Genomic DNA, 17,283 nt, shown 5'->3' with positions numbered 1-17,283 from the left:
GGGTATATGCCCTAGCCGGCACGCCGGATGATTTCATGAAATTCCTCCCGGCTGCCGGGTTCGTCGGCCGCGACCACCAGCGCCAGTTCGCGCTCGTCGAAGATCTTGAACCACTCGTCCCATTCGACCAACTCGTAGCCGCCTGCGTTGACCGGGCGTTCAGGCTTATCCTGGTCCTGATAGGCGTGCTGGCCGAAGACGAGCCTCAGCAACGGCTGCGTTCCGGTTTCGGGCGATACATCGACGATCGCCGGAAATCCGGCGCGCCCTGCGGCCCATGAGCGAATTGCTTCGTGATCGGTCAGCGTGATCGTGTCGGCCATGAATAACTTCTCCTTGATTGCTGTCACGAAACGCCTGCCTCAGGTCCCGGTTCCGTGCAGCAGATTCATGAGTGGCGACTTGCATATTCGTCCCGGCTTAACCGCTTGTTGGGGCTTGCGCTCTAAGGTCTTCCCTGACGTCAAGCGGGGAAGTCACCGTCCTTTGGACACCGGCCTGTTCATAGCGCTGCTCAATCCGACGATCGCGCTGGCGCTCGGCGCGGCGTTCCTCGTGCTGTGGTTCTACCAGCGCCACCGGCCCTATCTGGCTGTGCTCGGCACGAGCTATTGCGTGTCCGCGCCGGGCTTCCTGCTGCAGTATTTCACGCTGCCCGGCGGCATGGTGCTGACCAAGCTGGTCTCCAACCTCTGCTTCACGCTCGCCGCCTGCTGCCTCGTCGGTGCGATCATCTCGCGCTACGGCAGGCGCGTGCCCTATATCGCGATCGGCATTCTGGCGGGTGGCGGGATGGTCGCATTCTGCTGGTTCCTGTTCGTCCAGCCGGACTTGACTTGGCGCATCCTGTCGATCAATTTCGGCTTTGGCGGCCTCAGCCTGCTGGTCTCCGCCGAACTGCGCGCCGTGCGCAAGAACGGCCCGACGGAAAAAATCCTGTTCGTACTGTCGCTGCTGTCCGGGCTGAACTTCATCGGCCGCACGCTGCTCGTCGTCATCTGGCACGGGCCGTTCACCAGCTATGATGGGTTTTATGGCTCGTCCTACTGGACGACGGCGCTTTTGACGCACGCGCTGCTGTCGTTGCTGATCGCGCTCTGCCTGTTCTCGGCAGCTGCGCTCGACGTGATGAAGGCGCTGAAGACCGAGACGCACACCGACCCGCTGTCTGGCCTGCTCAACCGCAGGGGTTTCGAGGAGCGCGCCTTGCTGGTGCTGCAACACTGCGCCGCCGCCAAGGTGCCGGTCGCGCTGGTGCTGGCCGATCTCGATCACTTCAAGGCGCTCAACGACAAATATGGACATGCCGCGGGCGACCAGGTGATCGCCGACTTCGCCGCTAAGCTTCGCGCGGCCGCCGGCACGCGTGCGGTTGCCGGCCGCATCGGCGGCGAGGAGTTCGCCGTGCTTCTGTCGCTGAGCGATCTTGCCACGGCGCGGCTGTTTGCCGAAGCCGTGCGCACGCACTATTCGGCCGGCAGTGTCGACGGGTTGCCGCCGGGCACCAGGGTGACCGCGAGCTTCGGCGTCGCGGCGCGCACCGGCGACGAAGGGCTGGAGCCGCTGATGCGGCGCGCCGACGAAGCGCTCTACAAGGCCAAGAAGAACGGCCGCGACAGCGTGCGATTGTCCTATGAGCGGGCGGAAACGGTGTTCATCCCGGATACAGGCAGCGTCGGTTAGCGTCTCGCTTAAACGGCCTCTCGGCCGTGCCGGATCATCAGCGGCAAGGGCTGAGGTTGGGCATTTCGCCATCGGAGAGGCCGTACATATAGGAGCGGCCCTTCACGAACACCGGCGGCTGGTAGCAGCCACGCCTGGAGATGTGATCCGCCTCGTCTTCATAAAGGACTTCCGGTTCCGCTTCCGGCTGCCCGGCGCTGGTGTAGTCGGACAATTTTTTGGCCAGCCTGCCTTGGCCGACAATGATGCGCTTGTAGCCGGCGGCGCTGTCGATGACGAGATTGCCTAGGGAATCGGCATAGACGCGGTCATGATGGCGCGACCAGGCCATTGCCGGGGCGGCGAAGCCGAGACTGGCTGTCGCCAGCACAAGCGCCGCAAGGCGCGCTCTTCCTGAATTCGAAAGCATGGTGTCCTCTCTGCTGTGGACCCGATCGAATCGGAAATTAACCTTTTCTTAACCTTTGTTAAGAGGGCAGGCGCATCCCGCGGCGATCTCTCGCCAAACATGGTTAATATCCGACGGGATGGAAACCCGGGCGCCATCATTCGGCCATGCTTGCCCGCACCATCGGCCGCGACGCACACAACTACGCTGACGTCGGGTGAGCTTGATCTTGGTGGAACATCGCGGCTAGTTAGCCGCGCAGGAGGACAGCATATGGCGTTACGCCGGACGTTTCGGGTGACGCTGTTGTCGATCCCCTTGCTGACTGCCGCAGCCTGCGTGCCGCAGAACGGCGCGCCGACGGCGGTGAATACCGTACCACCCACTGTCGCGCCCGTGCCGGCTCAGCAGTCCGCCGCACCTGTGGCGCCCCCGGCTTCCGCAACGGCTCCGACAGCGCCTGCCGCACCTTCAGCCAAGATCGTCACCGACCTTACCGCGCCGCGGTCTGCTGTCGGCACGGCAACTTACAGATGCGGCAATGGCGGCATGATCACCATCCAGAACCTCGGCACGGCGTTGCGCGTTGTCAGGCCCGATGGCACGACCGAGGAGTTTGCCGCATCACCCGCCAACCAGTCCAGCCGCTACCAGGAAGCCGCGTCGCATGACGCAATCGTGATCGACGCGCGCGAGGCGCTGGTGATGAAGAGGGGCTCGACACCACAGACCTGCAAACGATAGCCTGGCGTCGATTGCAAAGGAAATGCCGCACTGCAGCGAACGGTGCGCCGGCTTTCGACGGTGGCCAAATCGATTGAAGCGAAACAGCAGCCTTTTGTCAGACTAAATGACGTTTTCAAAACGATTTTCCGGCTTTGACGCGGTGCAAAAAGAGCATTAGAAACCGGCTGTCTGAAGTCATATATCGAGGCGGTAAGTGCCGCTTTCCACCGCGGCTCCGGACATCGAACTGGGGCAGCCATGAGCAAATCACCAGCCACCCGAACCGCCAGACGTGAACGGCCGCTCTCGCCGCACCTGACGATTTACCGCCCACCGATCACCATGACGATGTCGATCATTCACCGCATCACTGGCGGGGCGCTGTATTTCGGCACGCTGCTGGTCGCCGCGTGGCTGATGGCGGCGGCGAGTTCGCAAGGCGCTTTCGATTGGATCAACTGGGCCTTCGGCACCTGGCTCGGCCGGCTCATCCTGTTCGGCTACACCTGGGCGCTGATGCACCACATGCTGGGCGGCGTGCGCCATCTCGTCTGGGACACCGGCGCCGGGCTGGAGAAACACACGGCATCGAAGATCGCCTGGGCGACGCTCGCCGGTTCCATCCTGCTCACGCTGCTGATCTGGGTCGCCGGCTACATGGCGCGGGGAACCTTGTGATGAGCGGCACGAACAACAACGATATGCGCACGCCGCTGGCCAAGGTCCGCGGTCTGGGCTCGGCCCGCGAAGGCACCGGGCATTTCTGGCGACAGCGGCTGACGGCCATTGCCAACATCCCGCTGATACTGTTCTTCGTCGGGTTCCTGATCGCGCTCAATGGCGCCGGCTTCGCAGAGGTGCGGGCGGCGCTCGCCAGTCCGTTCGTGGCGCTGGTGTTGGCGCTGGTGCTCGTTTCCGGTCTCACCCATATGCGTGTCGGCATGCAGGTCATTATCGAGGATTACGTGCATGCCGAAGGCATGAAGCTGGCGCTGATCGCACTCAGCACGTTTTTCACCATAGCGGTCGGCGTCGCCTCGATCTTCGCCCTGCTCAAACTGGCATTCGGAGGCTGATTTGGCCAAGGACGCGAAATCGGCCACCGGCTATACCTTTGTCGACCACAAGTTCGACGTGGTGGTCGTCGGCGCCGGCGGCGCCGGCCTGCGCGCCACGCTCGGCATGGCCGAGCAGGGCCTGCGCACGGCCTGCATCACCAAAGTGTTCCCGACCCGCTCGCACACGGTGGCGGCACAAGGCGGCATTGCGGCGTCGCTGTCCAACATGGGTCCGGACTCCTGGCAGTGGCACATGTACGACACCGTCAAGGGTTCGGACTGGCTGGGCGACGTCGACGCCATGGAATATCTGGTGCGCGAGGCACCGGCGGCGGTCTACGAGCTCGAGCATTACGGCGTGCCGTTCTCGCGCACCGAAGAGGGCAAGATCTACCAGCGGCCGTTCGGCGGACACATGATGAATTATGGCGACGGCCCGCCGGTGCAGCGCACCTGTGCTGCCGCCGACCGCACCGGTCACGCCATCCTGCACACGCTCTACGGCCAGTCGCTGAAGAACAATGCACAGTTCTTCATCGAGTATTTTGCGCTCGACCTGATCATGGAACCGGACGGCACCTGCACCGGCGTCGTCGCCTGGAACCTCGACGACGGCACCATCCATCGCTTCTCCGCCAAGATGGTGGTGCTGGCGACCGGCGGATATGGCCGCGCCTATTTCTCGGCGACGTCGGCGCACACCTGTACAGGCGACGGCGGCGGCATGGCGGCACGGGCCGGCTTCCCGCTGCAGGATATGGAGTTCGTGCAGTTTCATCCGACCGGCATCTATGGCGCCGGCTGCCTGATCACCGAAGGCGCGCGCGGCGAGGGTGGCTATCTCGTCAATTCCGAGGGCGAGCGCTTCATGGAACGCTACGCGCCGTCGGCCAAGGACCTGGCCTCGCGCGACGTCGTCTCGCGTTGCATGACGCTGGAGATCCGCGAAGGCCGCGGGGTCGGCAAGAACAAGGACCATATTTTCCTGCATCTCGATCATCTCGATCCGGCCGTGCTGCATGAGCGGCTGCCGGGCATTTCGGAATCGGCCAGGATTTTCGCCGGCGTCGACCTGACCAAGGAGCCGATCCCGGTGCTGCCGACGGTGCACTACAATATGGGCGGCGTGCCGACCAATTACTGGGGCGAGGTGCTGAACCCGACCGTCGAGAATCCTGACCGGGTGTCACCCGGGCTGATGGCGGTCGGCGAGGCCGGCTGTGCCTCCGTGCACGGCGCCAACCGGCTGGGCTCGAACTCGTTGATCGATCTGGTGGTGTTCGGCCGCGCCGCCGCAATCCGTGCCGGCCTGGTCATCGACCGTAATTCGGCGATCCCTTCGCCCAACGAAGCCTCGGTCGAAAAGATCATGGATCGCTTCGACCGGCTGCGCCACGCCAATGGGTCGACGCCAACCGCCGTTCTGCGTGAGAAAATGCAGAAGGCGATGCAGGAAGACGCGGCCGTGTTCCGCACACAGGAGTCGCTCGAAAACGGCTGCAAGCGCATTTCGCAGATATGGACCGAGCTCAAGGACCTGAAAGTCTCCGACCGTTCGATGATCTGGAATTCCGATCTGGTCGAGACGCTGGAGCTGGAAAATCTGATGGCCAACGCCATCACCACGGTCTACGGCGCCGAGGCGCGCAAGGAGAGCCGCGGCGCGCATGCGCGCGAAGATTTCTCGGCCCGCGACGACACTATCTGGCGCAAGCATACGCTGGCCCGGCTAAGCGAGGACGGCCAAGTGAGCCTCAGCTATCGTCCGGTGCACACCGAACCGTTGGTGGCGGAAAAGGACGGCGGCATCAGCCTCGCCAAGATCGCGCCCAAGGCCAGGGTGTACTGACCATGGTGCCGAAGCTCGTCATCCGAAAGGACCTGAGGTAATGGTCGAACTCACGCTTCCCAAGAACTCCAAGGTGCAGCCGGGCAAGACCTGGCCGAAGCCGGAGGGCGCCACCAACCTGCGGGAATACCGCATCTACCGCTGGTCGCCCGACGATGACGAGAACCCGCGCATCGACACCTATTTCGTCGACATGGACGATTGTGGGCCGATGGTGCTCGATGCGCTGCTCTGGATCAAGAACAAGATCGACCCGACGCTGGCGTTGCGCCGCTCCTGCCGCGAAGGCATTTGCGGCTCCTGCGCCATGAACATCGATGGCTCCAACACGCTGGCCTGCACCAAGGGCTGCGACGACGTTTCCGGCGCGGTAAAAGTCTACCCGCTGCCGCATATGCAGGTGGTCAAGGACCTGGTGCCCGACCTCACCAATTTCTACGCCCAGCACGCCTCGATCCAGCCATGGCTGAAGACAGTGTCGCCGGAGCCGGCCAAGGAATGGCTGCAGAGCCATGAAGACCGCGAGAAGCTCGATGGGCTCTACGAGTGCATCCTATGCGCCTGCTGCTCGACCTCGTGCCCGAGCTATTGGTGGAACGGCGACCGCTATCTCGGCCCGGCGACGCTGCTGCAGGCCTATCGCTGGCTGATCGACAGCCGCGACGAAGCCACGGGCGAACGGCTCGACGATCTCGAAGACCCATTCCGGCTCTACCGCTGCCACACCATCATGAACTGCGCGCAGACCTGCCCGAAGGGGCTCAACCCGGCCAAGGCGATTGCCGAGATCAAGAAGATGATGGTGGAGCGGCGGGTTTAGTTGCCGGCTTGGTTGTCGACGAAATTGTCGTCTGAAGCGATCCGTGCTGTCCCTCCACCTCAAAAAGGATAGCCAACCCAATGAGCGACGAGCTTCCCATTCTCACTTCGGTCGAAGCCCGCGTGCTCGGCTGCCTGATCGAGAAGAAGGAGCTGACGCCGGATGTCTATCCGCTGACGCTGAATGCAGCACTTGCAGCCGCCAACCAGAAGACGGCGCGCGAGCCTGTGATGGCGCTCGAGCCGACAGAGGTGCATCGGACGCTGAAGCTGCTCGAGCAGAAGGGGCTGGTGCGTCAGATGTTCGGCTCGCGCGTCGAGCGCTATGGGCATCAGATGGCGCAGCGCTTCTCGCTGACGACGCCGCAGACTGCGGTGATCGGCCTGCTTTTGCTGCGCGGGCCGCAGACGGCGCATGAGTTGCTGGCGCGAGCTGAGCGCATGGCGCGGTTCTCGTCGATCGAAGACCTGCGCGCTGAACTCGACATGCTGATCGGCCGCCGACCGCCGCTCGTCCAGGAAATACCGCGCGGGCCGGGGCAGCGCGAGGACCGTTTTGTGCATCTGCTCGCCGGCCCCGTGGACGTTGCTGCCCTCTCTGCACAACGGAGTTCGCCGGTCCTGCCGGCCTCTGACCTGGAAGCAAGGATTGAATCGCTGGAGCAGGAAGTCGCAGCGCTTCGCGCCCGGCTTGATGCGCTGGGGGCTTAACTATCACCGGAGCGTTGGCGCGACGGATCGCTGGCCTCTGAAAATGCAAACGCCGGCGTTAAGCCGGCGTTTCTCACTTCGAATCCCTTCGTTTCACCCCAGTTTCGCGTCGAGCGATACTTTGATGGCGCCGAGTGCCTTCGAAACCGGGCACTCCGCCTTGGCCTTCTCGGCCAGTTCCTTGAACTTCGCCGCATCAATGCCCGGCACCTTGCCGATCAGGGTGATGGCGCTGCCGGTGATGCCGGTGCCGGGCACCAGCGTCACCACCGCCTTGGCGTCGAGCTCGGTGGCGGGCGTGCCGTTCTCGGCCAGGAAATGCGACAGCTGCATGGCGTAGCATCCGGCGTGTGCCGCCGCGATTAACTCTTCGGGATTGGTGCCGGATTTGCCGCTCTCGTCCTCGAAGCGAGCCTTGAACGAATAGGGCGTGCCCTTCAAGGTGCCGCTCTGGCTGTCGAGCGTGCCCGTGCCCTCCTTCAGATTGCCTTTCCAGACGGCGTTTGCGGTACGGTCCATAGAATTCTCCTTGATTACAGCGACAGCGCCGGCCACGCGGCGTTCCCTCCAACTATAGCGCGGCGGCAGGGGAAGACCACCGCGCTGTTTCGGCCGGATGCGACGCCGGCGTGCCCTGCAAATTTTTCTGAAAAAATGTGCGTGCAAAAATGTCGGCTTGCATCGGCGCCGGCCGTCCTGCGAGCGTCCACGGATTCTCGTGGCGGATGGAGATCCAAGATGAACAATCTGTTTTCTGCCCATTGGAACGACGCCGACAAAAGCGCGCGTCTACACGAGATCGAGTGCTCGCGACCTTCCGGCTTCGGCCGGCTGCTTGCTGCGGTCGCCGTGATCGGCATTGCGGTCTGCGTGCTCGACCACGCTGCTGCCGGCAAGGATGCCGCCGGCGCCGTGATCACCTATGGTTCGTCACAGCAAGGGAGCTGGAAATGAAATATGTCTGTCTGGTCTACGGCGAGGAAAAGGACCTCCATGCCATGACGCCTGAGCGTCTGGCCAAGCTCGACGCCGATTCGATGGCCTATGACCGGTCATTGGACCAGCAAGGCAAGCTGATCATCGCGCAGGCGCTGCAATCGGTGAAGACGTCGAAGACGGTGCGGCGGCGCCAAGGCAAGCGGCTGATCACTGACGGTCCGTTTGCCGAAACCAAGGAGCAGTTGCTTGGTTTCGTCATGATCGAAGCCGACACTCTCGACAAGGCGCTGGAGATCGCCGGCAAAATTCCGCTGGCTGAAATCGGCACCGTCGAAGTCAGGGCGATCTACGACGTGCCGGGGTCATAGGCGGCGGCGACATCATGCAGGCCGGCGGATCATATCCGCCGCCTTCTCGGCGATCATCACCACTGGCGAGGCGGTGTTGCCGGAGACGATGCGCGGCATGATCGACGCGTCGATGATCCGCAGCCCCTCGATACCGGTCACGCGCAGGTCCGGGCTGACGACGGCGCGGTCATCGATGCCCATCCGGCAGGTGCCGACCGGGTGGAAGATGGTCGTGGCGATCGAGCCGATCTGGTGCAGCAGGTCCTCGTCCGACTGGTGGGCGAGACCAGGCAGGATTTCTTCCGGATGGAAGCCGGCAAGAGCCTTGGCGGTCATGATGCTGCGCGCCTGGCGCACCGAACGCAGCGCGATCTCGCGGTCGCGCGCCGTAGAGAGGTAGTTCAGCCGGATCTCCGGCTGCACGGCCAGCTCGCGCGTCGTAGCGTGCACCGAGCCGACGCTCTCGGGCCGCAGATTGCAGACCGACATGGTGATTGCCGGGAACGGGTGCAGCGGGTCGCCCAGCCGGTCGGTAGACAAGGGCTGGACGTGGTACTCCAGGTCCGGCGTCGCCATCGACGGATCGGATTTCGAGAACATGCCGAACTGGCTCGGCGCCATCGACATCGGTCCCGAGCGGCCAAAGGCATATTGCAGCGCGATCTTCGCCTTGCCGCTCAGGCTGTTGGCTATCGTGTTGAGCGTCAGCGCCGACGACACTTTGTAGACAGTGCGGATCTGCAGATGGTCCTGAAGGTTCTCGCCGACATCGGGGCTGGCGTGAACCACATCGATGCCGAGCGCGGCGAGGCGATCCGGCTCGCCGACCCCGGAAAGCTCCAGCAGTTTCGGCGTGTTGATCGAGCCGGCGGTCAGCAGCACCTCGCTCCTGGCCTTTGCCTCGATGGTTTGGCCGCCGACGCGATAACAAACGCCGATAGCACGCTTGCCCTCGAACAACACCGTCTCGACATGCGCGTTGACGACCAGCCTGAGGTTCGGCCGTCGCAGCGCCGGGCGCAAGAATGCCTTGGCTGTGTTCCAGCGCACGCCCTTGCTCTGGTTGACTTCGAAGAAGCCGGACCCCTCATTGTCGCCGTCGTTAAAATCCTCGCGCGGCATGATGCCGAATTCCTTGGCCGCCTCCTGCACGGTGTTCAGGATCGGCCACGACAGGCGTTGCCGCGCCACTTTCCATTCGCCGCGGGAGCCATGCAGCTCGGTCTTGCCGCCATGATGGTCCTCGGATTTGAGGAAGTAGGGCAGCACATCGTCCCAGCCCCAGCCGACATTGCCCATCTGCCGCCAGCCATCGTAGTCCGCCGCCTGGCCGCGCATGTAGATCATGCCGTTGACCGAGGTGCAGCCGCCCAGCACCTTGCCGCGGGGATAGACCAGCGAGCGGCCGTTCAGGCCGGCTTCGGGGGCAGTCTTCATCATCCAGTCGGTGCGCGGATTGCCGATGCAATAGAGATAGCCGACCGGGATATGCACCCAGTAATAATTGTCGCTGCCGCCGGCCTCGAGCAGCAGCACGCGCGTCGCCGGGTTTTCGCTCAGGCGATTGGCCAGCACGCAGCCGGCTGTGCCTGCGCCGACAATGATGTAGTCGTAGTCGCCATCGAGCCGTTGGGTCATTGCGGTGGTTTACTCGGCGGTGTTCTACTCGGTTCTGCGGCGTGTTCGGCCCAGAACGATCGCAGCGTATCGGCAAGGCCGCAATAGGCGCGATAACGCCTGTTGTAATGGTCCTGCATGGCCGGGTTCGGACGGTAGGCGGCGCTTGACCGGGTCATGGCGTCGACGCCGGCCTCATAGTCGGCGAACAGGCCGGCCGCGACCCCGGCGCCGATCGCCGCACCAAGTGCGCCGGTCTCGCGTGCTTCAGGGACGGTGATCGGCACGCCAAGCCCGTCGGCGAAGATCTGCGGCCAGTGCTCGCTGCGCGAACCGCCGCCGGACAGGACCGCTTTGTCGAAGCTGACACCGGCGTCCTTCAGAACATTGATGTGGCGCCGGTGCTCGAACATCACGCCCTCGAACAGCGCGCGCAGCATATGGCCTTCCCTATGCCAGCCGGCGAGGCCGTAGAAGCCGGCGCGGAACTCCGCCCCTTGTCCCGACCCGTAGAGAAACGGGTGGAACATCGGATCGTCCCAGGTTGGCGTCACCGCGCCGACAGCCGCGTTGCAGTGGCCGAACGGATCGTCATAATGGGCACCGCGCTCGACGAGTTCGCGTACATACCATTCGAGATTGGCGGCCGATGTAGCGCTGGATTCGATGTTGACGAAACGGCCGGGACCGAAGCGCGCCACCATGAAAACATCTGGGTCGACGACCGGCGCGGTGGAGAAGACCTGATTGACCGACCAGGTGCCGGCGATAACAGAGGCTTCGCCGGGACGCACGACGCCGGCTCCCATGGCGCTGGCGACGACGTCGAAATAGCCGGCGATGACCGGCGTGCCTTCCGCCAGTCCGGTCTCTTCAGCCGCTTGTGCGGTGACCGCGCCGGCGATGTCGGCGCTGTCGCGCAATCGAGGCAGTTTGGCCTGCGCGTCCTCGATGCCGTAGAGCGCGAGAAGCTCGGAATCATAGACGCCTTCGGGCATGCGGACGAGGCCGCAACCGGACATGTCGGAGACGTCGCTCCCCCGCTCCCCTGTCAGGCGGTAGGTGATGAAATCCTTGCACAGCATCGCTGTGCCGGCCGCGGCATAAAGGTCGGGCGCATGCTGCTTGACCCAGGCCAGCAAGGTCGGCGTCTGCGCCGGCCATGGCTTTTGCAAGCAGATGGCGTGCAGCGCTTCGGCATTTCGCGCCGCCAAGGCCGCCGCCATGCCGGCGGCGCGGGTGTCGAGCGACTGGATGCCGATCAGCGGTTCGCCGGCACGGTCGACCAGATAAAGGCCGTTGCCATGGCCGGCGCAACCGATGGCGGCGATTCCGCGGGCATCGATGCCGGCCTGCGCGATGCAGGCGCGGATAGCGTCGCGCGCATCGGCCCACATGCCGCCGAGGTCGCGCTCGACATAGCCGGGTTGCGGCGTCTGCGAACGGCCGGCGACCGCATGCATGGCGAGCTGCCGCCCGGCATAATCGAACAGCACCGCCTTGATGATGGTGTTGCCGGCGTCGAGGCCGAGCAGATAGGCGGCTTGATCAGCCATTGTTGTAGATGTCCCAAGCCTCTTCGCCGCCGGCGTCGTTGTGGATCATCGCCATCAACGCACTCACTACCGCCTTCGGATTGGCATGCTGATAGATGTTGCGGCCATAGACCAGCCCCTTGGCGCCTTGTCTGAGCAGGGCTGACGATTTTGCCAGCACCGTCTTGAGATCGTCCTTGCCGCCGCCACGCACCAGCACCGGCACGCGTGCCGCCTCGACGACGCGGTGGAAATCTTCCGCGTGCTCGGTCGGGTCTGCCTTGATGATGTCGGCGCCCATTTCGGCGGCGAGCCGCACCAGCGTTACGATCTTTTCCGCATCGCCGTCGACCTGGTAGCCGCCCCTGATATCGTTGGGCAGCATGACCAGCGGCTCGATCATCAACGGCATGCCGTATCGCTGGCAGGCGGCGCGGACCTTGGCGATGTTTTCGACGCATTGGCGAAACAGCTCCGGCTCGTCGGGCAGCATGAACAAATTGACGACGACGCAGGCCGCATCCATCTCCAGCGCGCCGATGATCGGCTCGTCATAATTCTGCAGCATCGACCACATCACGCGGTGGCGCTGGGCATTGTAGGGGTTGCCCATGTCGATGCGCATGACCAGCGCCGGCTTGTCCTTGTCTTGCCGCGACTGCAAGAGGTCGGCCTGGCCATAGGTCAGCTGCAACGCGTCGGGCCCTGCCGCGATCAGCGTGTCGATGACACGTGGCATGTCCTCCAGGCCAACGAGAAACCCCGGCTCATTGCAGACGCCGTGATCGAGCGCCACGTCGAGGCAATTGCCGTTGGTGAACATCCGGTTCATCCGGGCCTTGGTGCTGACTTTCATGTTCTGCTCCTGGGATCGTGCGTTGGTCGAGCATCTCTTGCGAGACGCCGTGATAGGTGTCGAGTTCGGCGATGAGACTTTTTATCTCCTCGTCGCGGTACGGATCGCTCCAGCCGCGTTCGGCGGCCAGTACATCGGCGATGCGCTCGATTGATACCGTCGAGATGTCGCCGGCAATGGCAAGCGACGTGCGGCGCAAGACAACATCCGAGAGGCAGGTCACGAACTCATGCCGGGCGAGATAGACGATCTCGGCCGTCGTGGTTTCGGTCCTGTCGTCGAGCCTGATATCGTCGGGACGTCCGAGGCAGAACAGGATGATGTCGCGCGCGCCGCTGCCGTAGCGATCGACGAGATACGCGGCGCGGTCGGTACCGATCGCGAACTCACCGGCGAGATCGGCTGCCATCGATTCCAGATCTGCGGGGAAACCGAGGCCGCCGCCGATCGGCAGCGCCAGCGTGCCGCGAATGCGCTCGCGGCCAAGCTCGGCCAGCACTTCGTCGGCCGCCTGTTCGGCGAAGGCGCGGAAGGTCGTCCACTTGCCGCCGATCATGCAGAACTGTGGGATGCCGCCGGCTATGCGATGCACGGAATGGCCGCGCGATATCCTGCCGGTGAAGGCATGGTCGCTCTTCGGCAGCGGCCGGATGCCGCTATAGGTGAAGACGACGTCGGCGGCACGGACCGGAATGGACGGGAATACCAACCGCGCCGCCGCCAATATGTAGTCGGTCTCGGCCGGTTCGCAGCGCACGCGCCCGGCTTCGCTGACGCGGATATCCGTCGAGCCGACCAGCACCTTGCCGAGATAGGGAAACATGATGCAGACGCGACCGTCGGCATTCTCGAAGAAAATCATGTGACCGCCGAGCGCACGGTAGAGCGGCTCGTTGTCGAGGATGAGGTGCGAGCCCTTGGTGCCCTCGACCAGGGGCGACGCGGGCTTTTCGGAGGCGTCGAGCCGGGCGATCGCCGAATCGAGCCAGGCGCCTGTCGCATTGACGATCGCCTTGACGGTCACGGCGAAACGTTCTCCGCCAGCCGTGTCGGTGAGTTCGAAGGCCGACCCTACCCGCGCAATCTCAGCGCGGTTCAGCGCGAGGCTGTCGGGCGCCAGGCGTGCGGTATCGAGCAGCAATTCGATGCCGAGCCGTTCGGGATAGCTTATCCATGCGTCGTAGTAGGTCGCGGAAAAACGAAGGTTGGGATCGAGCGCCGGCCATTGCGCGAAGGTCGCCCTGGCGCCACGGAAACTGTGGCGCGGCAGCACCCGGCGCTTGCGCGTCGTCCAGTCGTAGAGCGCGAGGCCTGCCTTGATCGCCAGCGCGCCACGGCTGGAAGGCGTTTCCGAAAAGCCGAGAAAGCCTGCCGCGCCGTTCATCAGCCCGGAGAAGACGGAGCGGATCGGAATTGTCGTCGGCAGCGGCCGCACCATATGCGGCGCATTGGCCAGCAGCGCGTCGCGTTCGCGCAACGATTCCTGCACCAGGCCGAACTCGCCATTCTCGAGATAGCGCAGGCCGCCATGGATCATGCGCGAGGGTGCCGCACTGCAGCCCGAACAGAAATCGTTGCGTTCGACCAGCAGAACTCGGAGACCCTGCAGCGCCAGTTCGCGGAAAACGCCGATGCCGTTTATGCCGCCGCCCATGACGACGACATCGAACGCGCCGTTGCGGCGGATCGTGTCGAGGATGACGGTTCTCTGATCAAGCATGGCTTTGCCGGGCAAGGTTGGGCCGTTCTGCCGTCCGGTGGACGGCAGCTCAACTTGGTTCGGGTTACTGGTGGCGGTCAGGCGTCGAGATTGGTCAGATGGCGGCTGGCGGCCTCACTGATCTGGTTGATCTCCTGTCCCGACAATTTGATGCGGCCGGCCTGCGCGTTTTCCCTGGCTTGCTGCGGGCTGCGCGCGCCGCAGAGTGAGAAGGTGATGCCGGGCTGCTGCAGCGTCCAGGCGATGACCACCTGCGCCTCGCTGGCGCCGTGCGCCTCGGCACTCGGCCTGATCGCTTCCATCAGCGCTGCCACCTTGCGGCGGTTGGCGAGCGAGAAGCGCGGATTGTCCTTGCGCTGGTCGTCGCCGGTAAAGACGCGGTCGGGACCGATCTTGCCCGAGAGCAGACCGAGCGCCAGGGAGGAATAGCTGAGCACCGACACGTTGTTCCCGGCGCAGAAGGGCAACAGGTCTTGTTCTATGTCGCGCGCAACCATGCTGTATTCCTGCTGGACCGCATCGAGCTGGCCGGCCGCGAGATAGGCCTTCACATCGGCGACGCTGACATTGCTGGCGCCGATGGAGCGGATCTTGCCCTGGGTTTTCAGCCGGTCGAGCGCTTCCATCGTTTCAGCGACCAGCGTCGTCGGATCCTGCCAGTGGGTGATGTAGTGGTCGATGTGGTCGGTGCCGAGACGGCGCAGGCTCTGCTCGACTTCGTAGACGACAGAGTCGGCACCGAGATAGCGATGCACGGGCGCGCCGTCATAGTCGAAGAAGTGGTTGCCCTTTTTCGCGTGCCAGATCAGCCCAAGCTTGGTGGCGAGCACGACCTTGTCGCGGCGGCCCTTGATCGCCTTGCCGACGATTTCCTCGGACAGCCCCTTGCCGTACGCCGGCGCGGTGTCGATCAGCGAAACGCCTTCATCGATCGAGGCGCGGATGGTGTCGATGGATTGCGCCTCGTCGGTGCCGCCCCACATCCAGCCGCCAATGGCCCAGGTGCCAAGGCCGATTGCGGAGGCGGATATTCCCGACGCGCCAATGGTGCGCGTCAACATTTCAGGCGACATTGCGTATGCTCCCCGCATTGCTCAGGACTGCATTGGCCGTCTCTTCGTCGACGACCAGTGATTTGAGATAGTTGCCGCGAAGCGCGGCACGGATCGGCCAGATCTTTTCGGCGCCGCTGGCCACCCCCATCACCGACCGGCAGCGGCCAAGTTCCGAAGGCGCCAGCGCCACCAGGCGGTCGTTGGGCGGATAGTCGGCCAGCGTGCCGTCGTCGCGGATCAGATGCGCAAGGAACTCGCCGACCGCGCCGCTGGCGGCGAGTTTTTCGCGGTCGGGATCGAGGCCGGGGTGGAGGTCGTAGTAGCTCGACCCCGGCGTCTGAATCGACCCGACGCCGACCAGCGCGATCGCGGCTTTGCGGGCCAGGTCGAAGATTTCGCGCACCGAGGCCATGTCCAGCAGGAGATCGCGCTGCTCGCGGCTTTCGGCAAAGAGCGGCGCGTGCAAGAGCATGCTGGTACCGCCGAGGCGTTCGGCCAGCCGCGTCGCCAGATGGTTGACGTCGGTATAGTGCTTGCCCTGGACGCCGCCGGTCAGCGGCACGACGGTGACGTCGAAGGCGCGCTCGGGCTGCAGGTTTTCGACCAGCGCGCTGATCGCCTTGCCGCCGGTGATGGCAATGACGTCGCCGTCGCGCAAGGTCTCGAGCAACTGGTTGGCCGCCGCACGTCCCACTTGCTGCAGGGTGCTGTCGGGACTGCCGGCCACGGTCGGCGTCACGATCGCGGCCGCCAGTTGCGCGACCTCGATCAGCTGCTTTTCGATGTCGACGAGGCGCTGGAACGGGCTCTCGACCGCGATCCGCAGCATGCCGAGCTTGCGCCCTTGCGCGATAAGCCGATTGACCTTCGACGCCGAGAGGTTGAGCGCTGCCGCAATGTCGTTCTGCTTCATGCCGTCGACGAAGTGCAGCACCAGAACGGTGTGGATCTGCCGGATCGCCTCGAAATCTTCCCTGCCGTCCGCCATCTCAGCCCCGCCGCTTGTTGAAGTAGTAGTCGGCGGTGACCGCCGTCAGCAGAATGGACCCGCGGATGATGTCCTGCCAATAGACGGACACGTCGAGCAGAGCGAGCGAGCTTGAAACGACGGAGAGCAGGATGGTGCCGAGGATGGCGCCGAGAATGGTGCCGGAGCCGCCGGTCAGGCTGGCGCCGCCGATCACCGCGGCGGCGATGACGTTCAGCTCCATGCCGGCGCCGAAAGTCGGCTGGGCCGAGCCGAAGCGGGCCATGTAGATGACGCCGGCAAAGCCGCACAGTGTCGAGCAGAGCGTCGTCGTCAGGAACACGACCTTCTTGGTGCGGATGCCGGAATAGGCGGCCGCCTTCTCATTGCTGCCGGTGTAGAAGACTTTGCGGAAAATCGTCGTGCGGCGCAGCATGAAGTCGGACAGGATGACGAAGACGATGAAGATGATGATGACGACCGGAATGCCGCCAATGGCGCCCTGGCCGATGAATTTGAACTCGGGCGGCAGTGTGTAGAGCCCGAGCGGCCGGCCGCCGGTGCCAAGCAAGCAGAGCCCGCGCGCGATCACCATTACCGCCAGCGAGACGATGAAGTGGTGCAGTCCCACTCGGGTGACGAAGAAGCCCATGAATCCGCCGATGCCGGCGCATGCAGCGATGGCAACCAGCGATGCCAGCCAAGGGTCGACACCGCCGAGGAACAGCAGGCCGGCGATCACCATGGCGAGTGCGGTGACCGAACCGACCGAAAGGTCGATGCCGCCTGAGATCAGAAGGATCGTCATGCCGACGACGACGATGCCTTCGACCGCGAAGGCCATCGCCATCGCCCGCATGTTGTCCCAGGTCAGGAAGTACGGCGATGCGAGCGACATGACCGCAAAGAGCACGGCGATGATGAGGATCAGGCCGGTCTCGCGCATCCTGATCAGGCCGCCAAGCCTTTCACTGAACCCGATGCGGGCCGGCGGCGTCACGCTGTCCATG

Annotated in this window: 19 protein-coding genes; 9 read left to right on the top strand and 10 right to left on the bottom strand. The window is 64.1% G+C overall.

Going from position 1 to position 17,283, the window contains the following annotated elements; translation table 11 throughout:
- Positions 1–11: 11 nt before the first annotated feature.
- Positions 12–323 carry a hypothetical protein gene (locus NKJ76_RS25715; RefSeq protein WP_352538668.1) on the bottom strand — a complete coding sequence of 104 codons (312 nt, stop codon included), beginning with the start codon at positions 321–323 and terminating at the stop codon, positions 12–14.
- 163 nt (positions 324–486) lie between these two features.
- Here NKJ76_RS25715 and NKJ76_RS25710 point away from each other — a divergent pair, with 163 nt between their 5' ends.
- The gene (locus NKJ76_RS25710) at positions 487–1,683 is read left to right on the top strand and encodes a GGDEF domain-containing protein (RefSeq protein WP_352538667.1); all 1,197 of its coding nucleotides are present in this window, start codon (positions 487–489) and stop codon (positions 1,681–1,683) included.
- A gap of 37 nt (positions 1,684–1,720) precedes the next feature.
- On the opposite strand, the gene NKJ76_RS25705 is transcribed toward NKJ76_RS25710, so the two are convergent.
- Positions 1,721–2,092 carry a hypothetical protein gene (locus tag NKJ76_RS25705; RefSeq protein WP_023687709.1) on the bottom strand — a complete coding sequence of 124 codons (372 nt, stop codon included), beginning with the start codon at positions 2,090–2,092 and terminating at the stop codon, positions 1,721–1,723.
- 252 nt (positions 2,093–2,344) lie between these two features.
- Between NKJ76_RS25705 and NKJ76_RS25700 the strand changes: the two genes are divergently transcribed.
- The 6 genes from NKJ76_RS25700 to NKJ76_RS25675 all read left to right on the top strand — a co-directional run bounded on the left by NKJ76_RS25700 (position 2,345) and on the right by NKJ76_RS25675 (position 7,234).
- A complete protein-coding gene (locus NKJ76_RS25700; protein WP_023709350.1) occupies positions 2,345–2,815 on the top strand; it encodes a hypothetical protein in 471 nt (156 codons plus the stop codon).
- 240 nt (positions 2,816–3,055) lie between these two features.
- Entirely contained in the window at positions 3,056–3,475 is a 420-nt protein-coding gene (gene sdhC, locus NKJ76_RS25695) for a succinate dehydrogenase, cytochrome b556 subunit (RefSeq protein ID WP_023683884.1), read from the top strand.
- Complete coding sequence (sdhD, locus tag NKJ76_RS25690; protein WP_023683885.1) at positions 3,475–3,873, top strand: succinate dehydrogenase, hydrophobic membrane anchor protein; 399 nt, start codon at positions 3,475–3,477, stop codon at positions 3,871–3,873. The genes sdhC and sdhD overlap by 1 nt, the downstream gene beginning before the upstream one ends.
- 1 nt (position 3,874) lies before the next feature.
- Positions 3,875–5,704, top strand: a complete 1,830-nt coding sequence (gene sdhA / locus NKJ76_RS25685) for a succinate dehydrogenase flavoprotein subunit (protein WP_352538666.1) — start codon at positions 3,875–3,877, stop codon at positions 5,702–5,704.
- Positions 5,705–5,744: 40 nt separating this feature from the next.
- Entirely contained in the window at positions 5,745–6,524 is a 780-nt protein-coding gene (locus NKJ76_RS25680) for a succinate dehydrogenase iron-sulfur subunit (protein WP_352538665.1), read from the top strand.
- Between the two features lie 80 nt (positions 6,525–6,604).
- The gene (locus NKJ76_RS25675) at positions 6,605–7,234 is read left to right on the top strand and encodes a YceH family protein (protein ID WP_352538664.1); all 630 of its coding nucleotides are present in this window, start codon (positions 6,605–6,607) and stop codon (positions 7,232–7,234) included.
- A 93-nt stretch (positions 7,235–7,327) separates the two neighbouring features.
- On the opposite strand, the gene NKJ76_RS25670 is transcribed toward NKJ76_RS25675, so the two are convergent.
- Complete coding sequence (locus NKJ76_RS25670; RefSeq protein ID WP_023670508.1) at positions 7,328–7,753, bottom strand: OsmC family protein; 426 nt, start codon at positions 7,751–7,753, stop codon at positions 7,328–7,330.
- A gap of 219 nt (positions 7,754–7,972) precedes the next feature.
- Between NKJ76_RS25670 and NKJ76_RS25665 the strand changes: the two genes are divergently transcribed.
- Together NKJ76_RS25665 and NKJ76_RS25660 are read left to right on the top strand one after the other, a co-directional pair.
- Positions 7,973–8,188: a hypothetical protein gene (locus NKJ76_RS25665; protein WP_023698372.1), complete on the top strand. Its 216-nt coding sequence runs from the start codon at positions 7,973–7,975 to the stop codon at positions 8,186–8,188.
- Complete coding sequence (locus tag NKJ76_RS25660) at positions 8,185–8,541, top strand: YciI family protein (protein WP_023698373.1); 357 nt, start codon at positions 8,185–8,187, stop codon at positions 8,539–8,541. The genes NKJ76_RS25665 and NKJ76_RS25660 overlap by 4 nt, the downstream gene beginning before the upstream one ends.
- A gap of 12 nt (positions 8,542–8,553) precedes the next feature.
- Here NKJ76_RS25660 and NKJ76_RS25655 read toward each other — a convergent pair whose 3' ends face one another.
- The 7 genes from NKJ76_RS25655 to NKJ76_RS25625 all read right to left on the bottom strand — a co-directional run bounded on the left by NKJ76_RS25655 (position 8,554) and on the right by NKJ76_RS25625 (position 17,282).
- The gene (locus NKJ76_RS25655) at positions 8,554–10,161 is read right to left on the bottom strand and encodes a GMC family oxidoreductase (RefSeq protein ID WP_352538663.1); all 1,608 of its coding nucleotides are present in this window, start codon (positions 10,159–10,161) and stop codon (positions 8,554–8,556) included.
- The gene (locus NKJ76_RS25650) at positions 10,158–11,696 is read right to left on the bottom strand and encodes an FGGY-family carbohydrate kinase (protein ID WP_352538662.1); all 1,539 of its coding nucleotides are present in this window, start codon (positions 11,694–11,696) and stop codon (positions 10,158–10,160) included. Before NKJ76_RS25650 ends, NKJ76_RS25655 begins: the two co-directional genes overlap by 4 nt.
- Entirely contained in the window at positions 11,689–12,531 is an 843-nt protein-coding gene (locus NKJ76_RS25645) for a class I fructose-bisphosphate aldolase (protein WP_352515135.1), read from the bottom strand. Before NKJ76_RS25645 ends, NKJ76_RS25650 begins: the two co-directional genes overlap by 8 nt.
- A complete protein-coding gene (locus NKJ76_RS25640; RefSeq protein ID WP_352538661.1) occupies positions 12,443–14,251 on the bottom strand; it encodes a glycerol-3-phosphate dehydrogenase/oxidase in 1,809 nt (602 codons plus the stop codon). Before NKJ76_RS25640 ends, NKJ76_RS25645 begins: the two co-directional genes overlap by 89 nt.
- A 77-nt stretch (positions 14,252–14,328) precedes the next feature.
- On the bottom strand, positions 14,329–15,324 hold the full coding sequence (locus NKJ76_RS25635) for an aldo/keto reductase (protein ID WP_352538660.1): 996 nt from the start codon (positions 15,322–15,324) through the stop codon (positions 14,329–14,331).
- Complete coding sequence (locus tag NKJ76_RS25630) at positions 15,314–16,294, bottom strand: sugar-binding transcriptional regulator (protein ID WP_023742132.1); 981 nt, start codon at positions 16,292–16,294, stop codon at positions 15,314–15,316. Before NKJ76_RS25630 ends, NKJ76_RS25635 begins: the two co-directional genes overlap by 11 nt.
- Position 16,295: 1 nt before the next feature.
- The gene (locus NKJ76_RS25625) at positions 16,296–17,282 is read right to left on the bottom strand and encodes an ABC transporter permease (RefSeq protein ID WP_031249380.1); all 987 of its coding nucleotides are present in this window, start codon (positions 17,280–17,282) and stop codon (positions 16,296–16,298) included.
- Position 17,283: the final 1 nt, after the last annotated feature.

Source organism: Mesorhizobium sp. M0029 (assembly GCF_040323735.1).
Classification (GTDB): Bacteria; Pseudomonadota; Alphaproteobacteria; order Rhizobiales; family Rhizobiaceae; genus Mesorhizobium.
The sequence above is the reverse complement of the archived record's forward strand: the minus strand, read 5'-3'. Positions and strand labels throughout refer to the sequence as shown.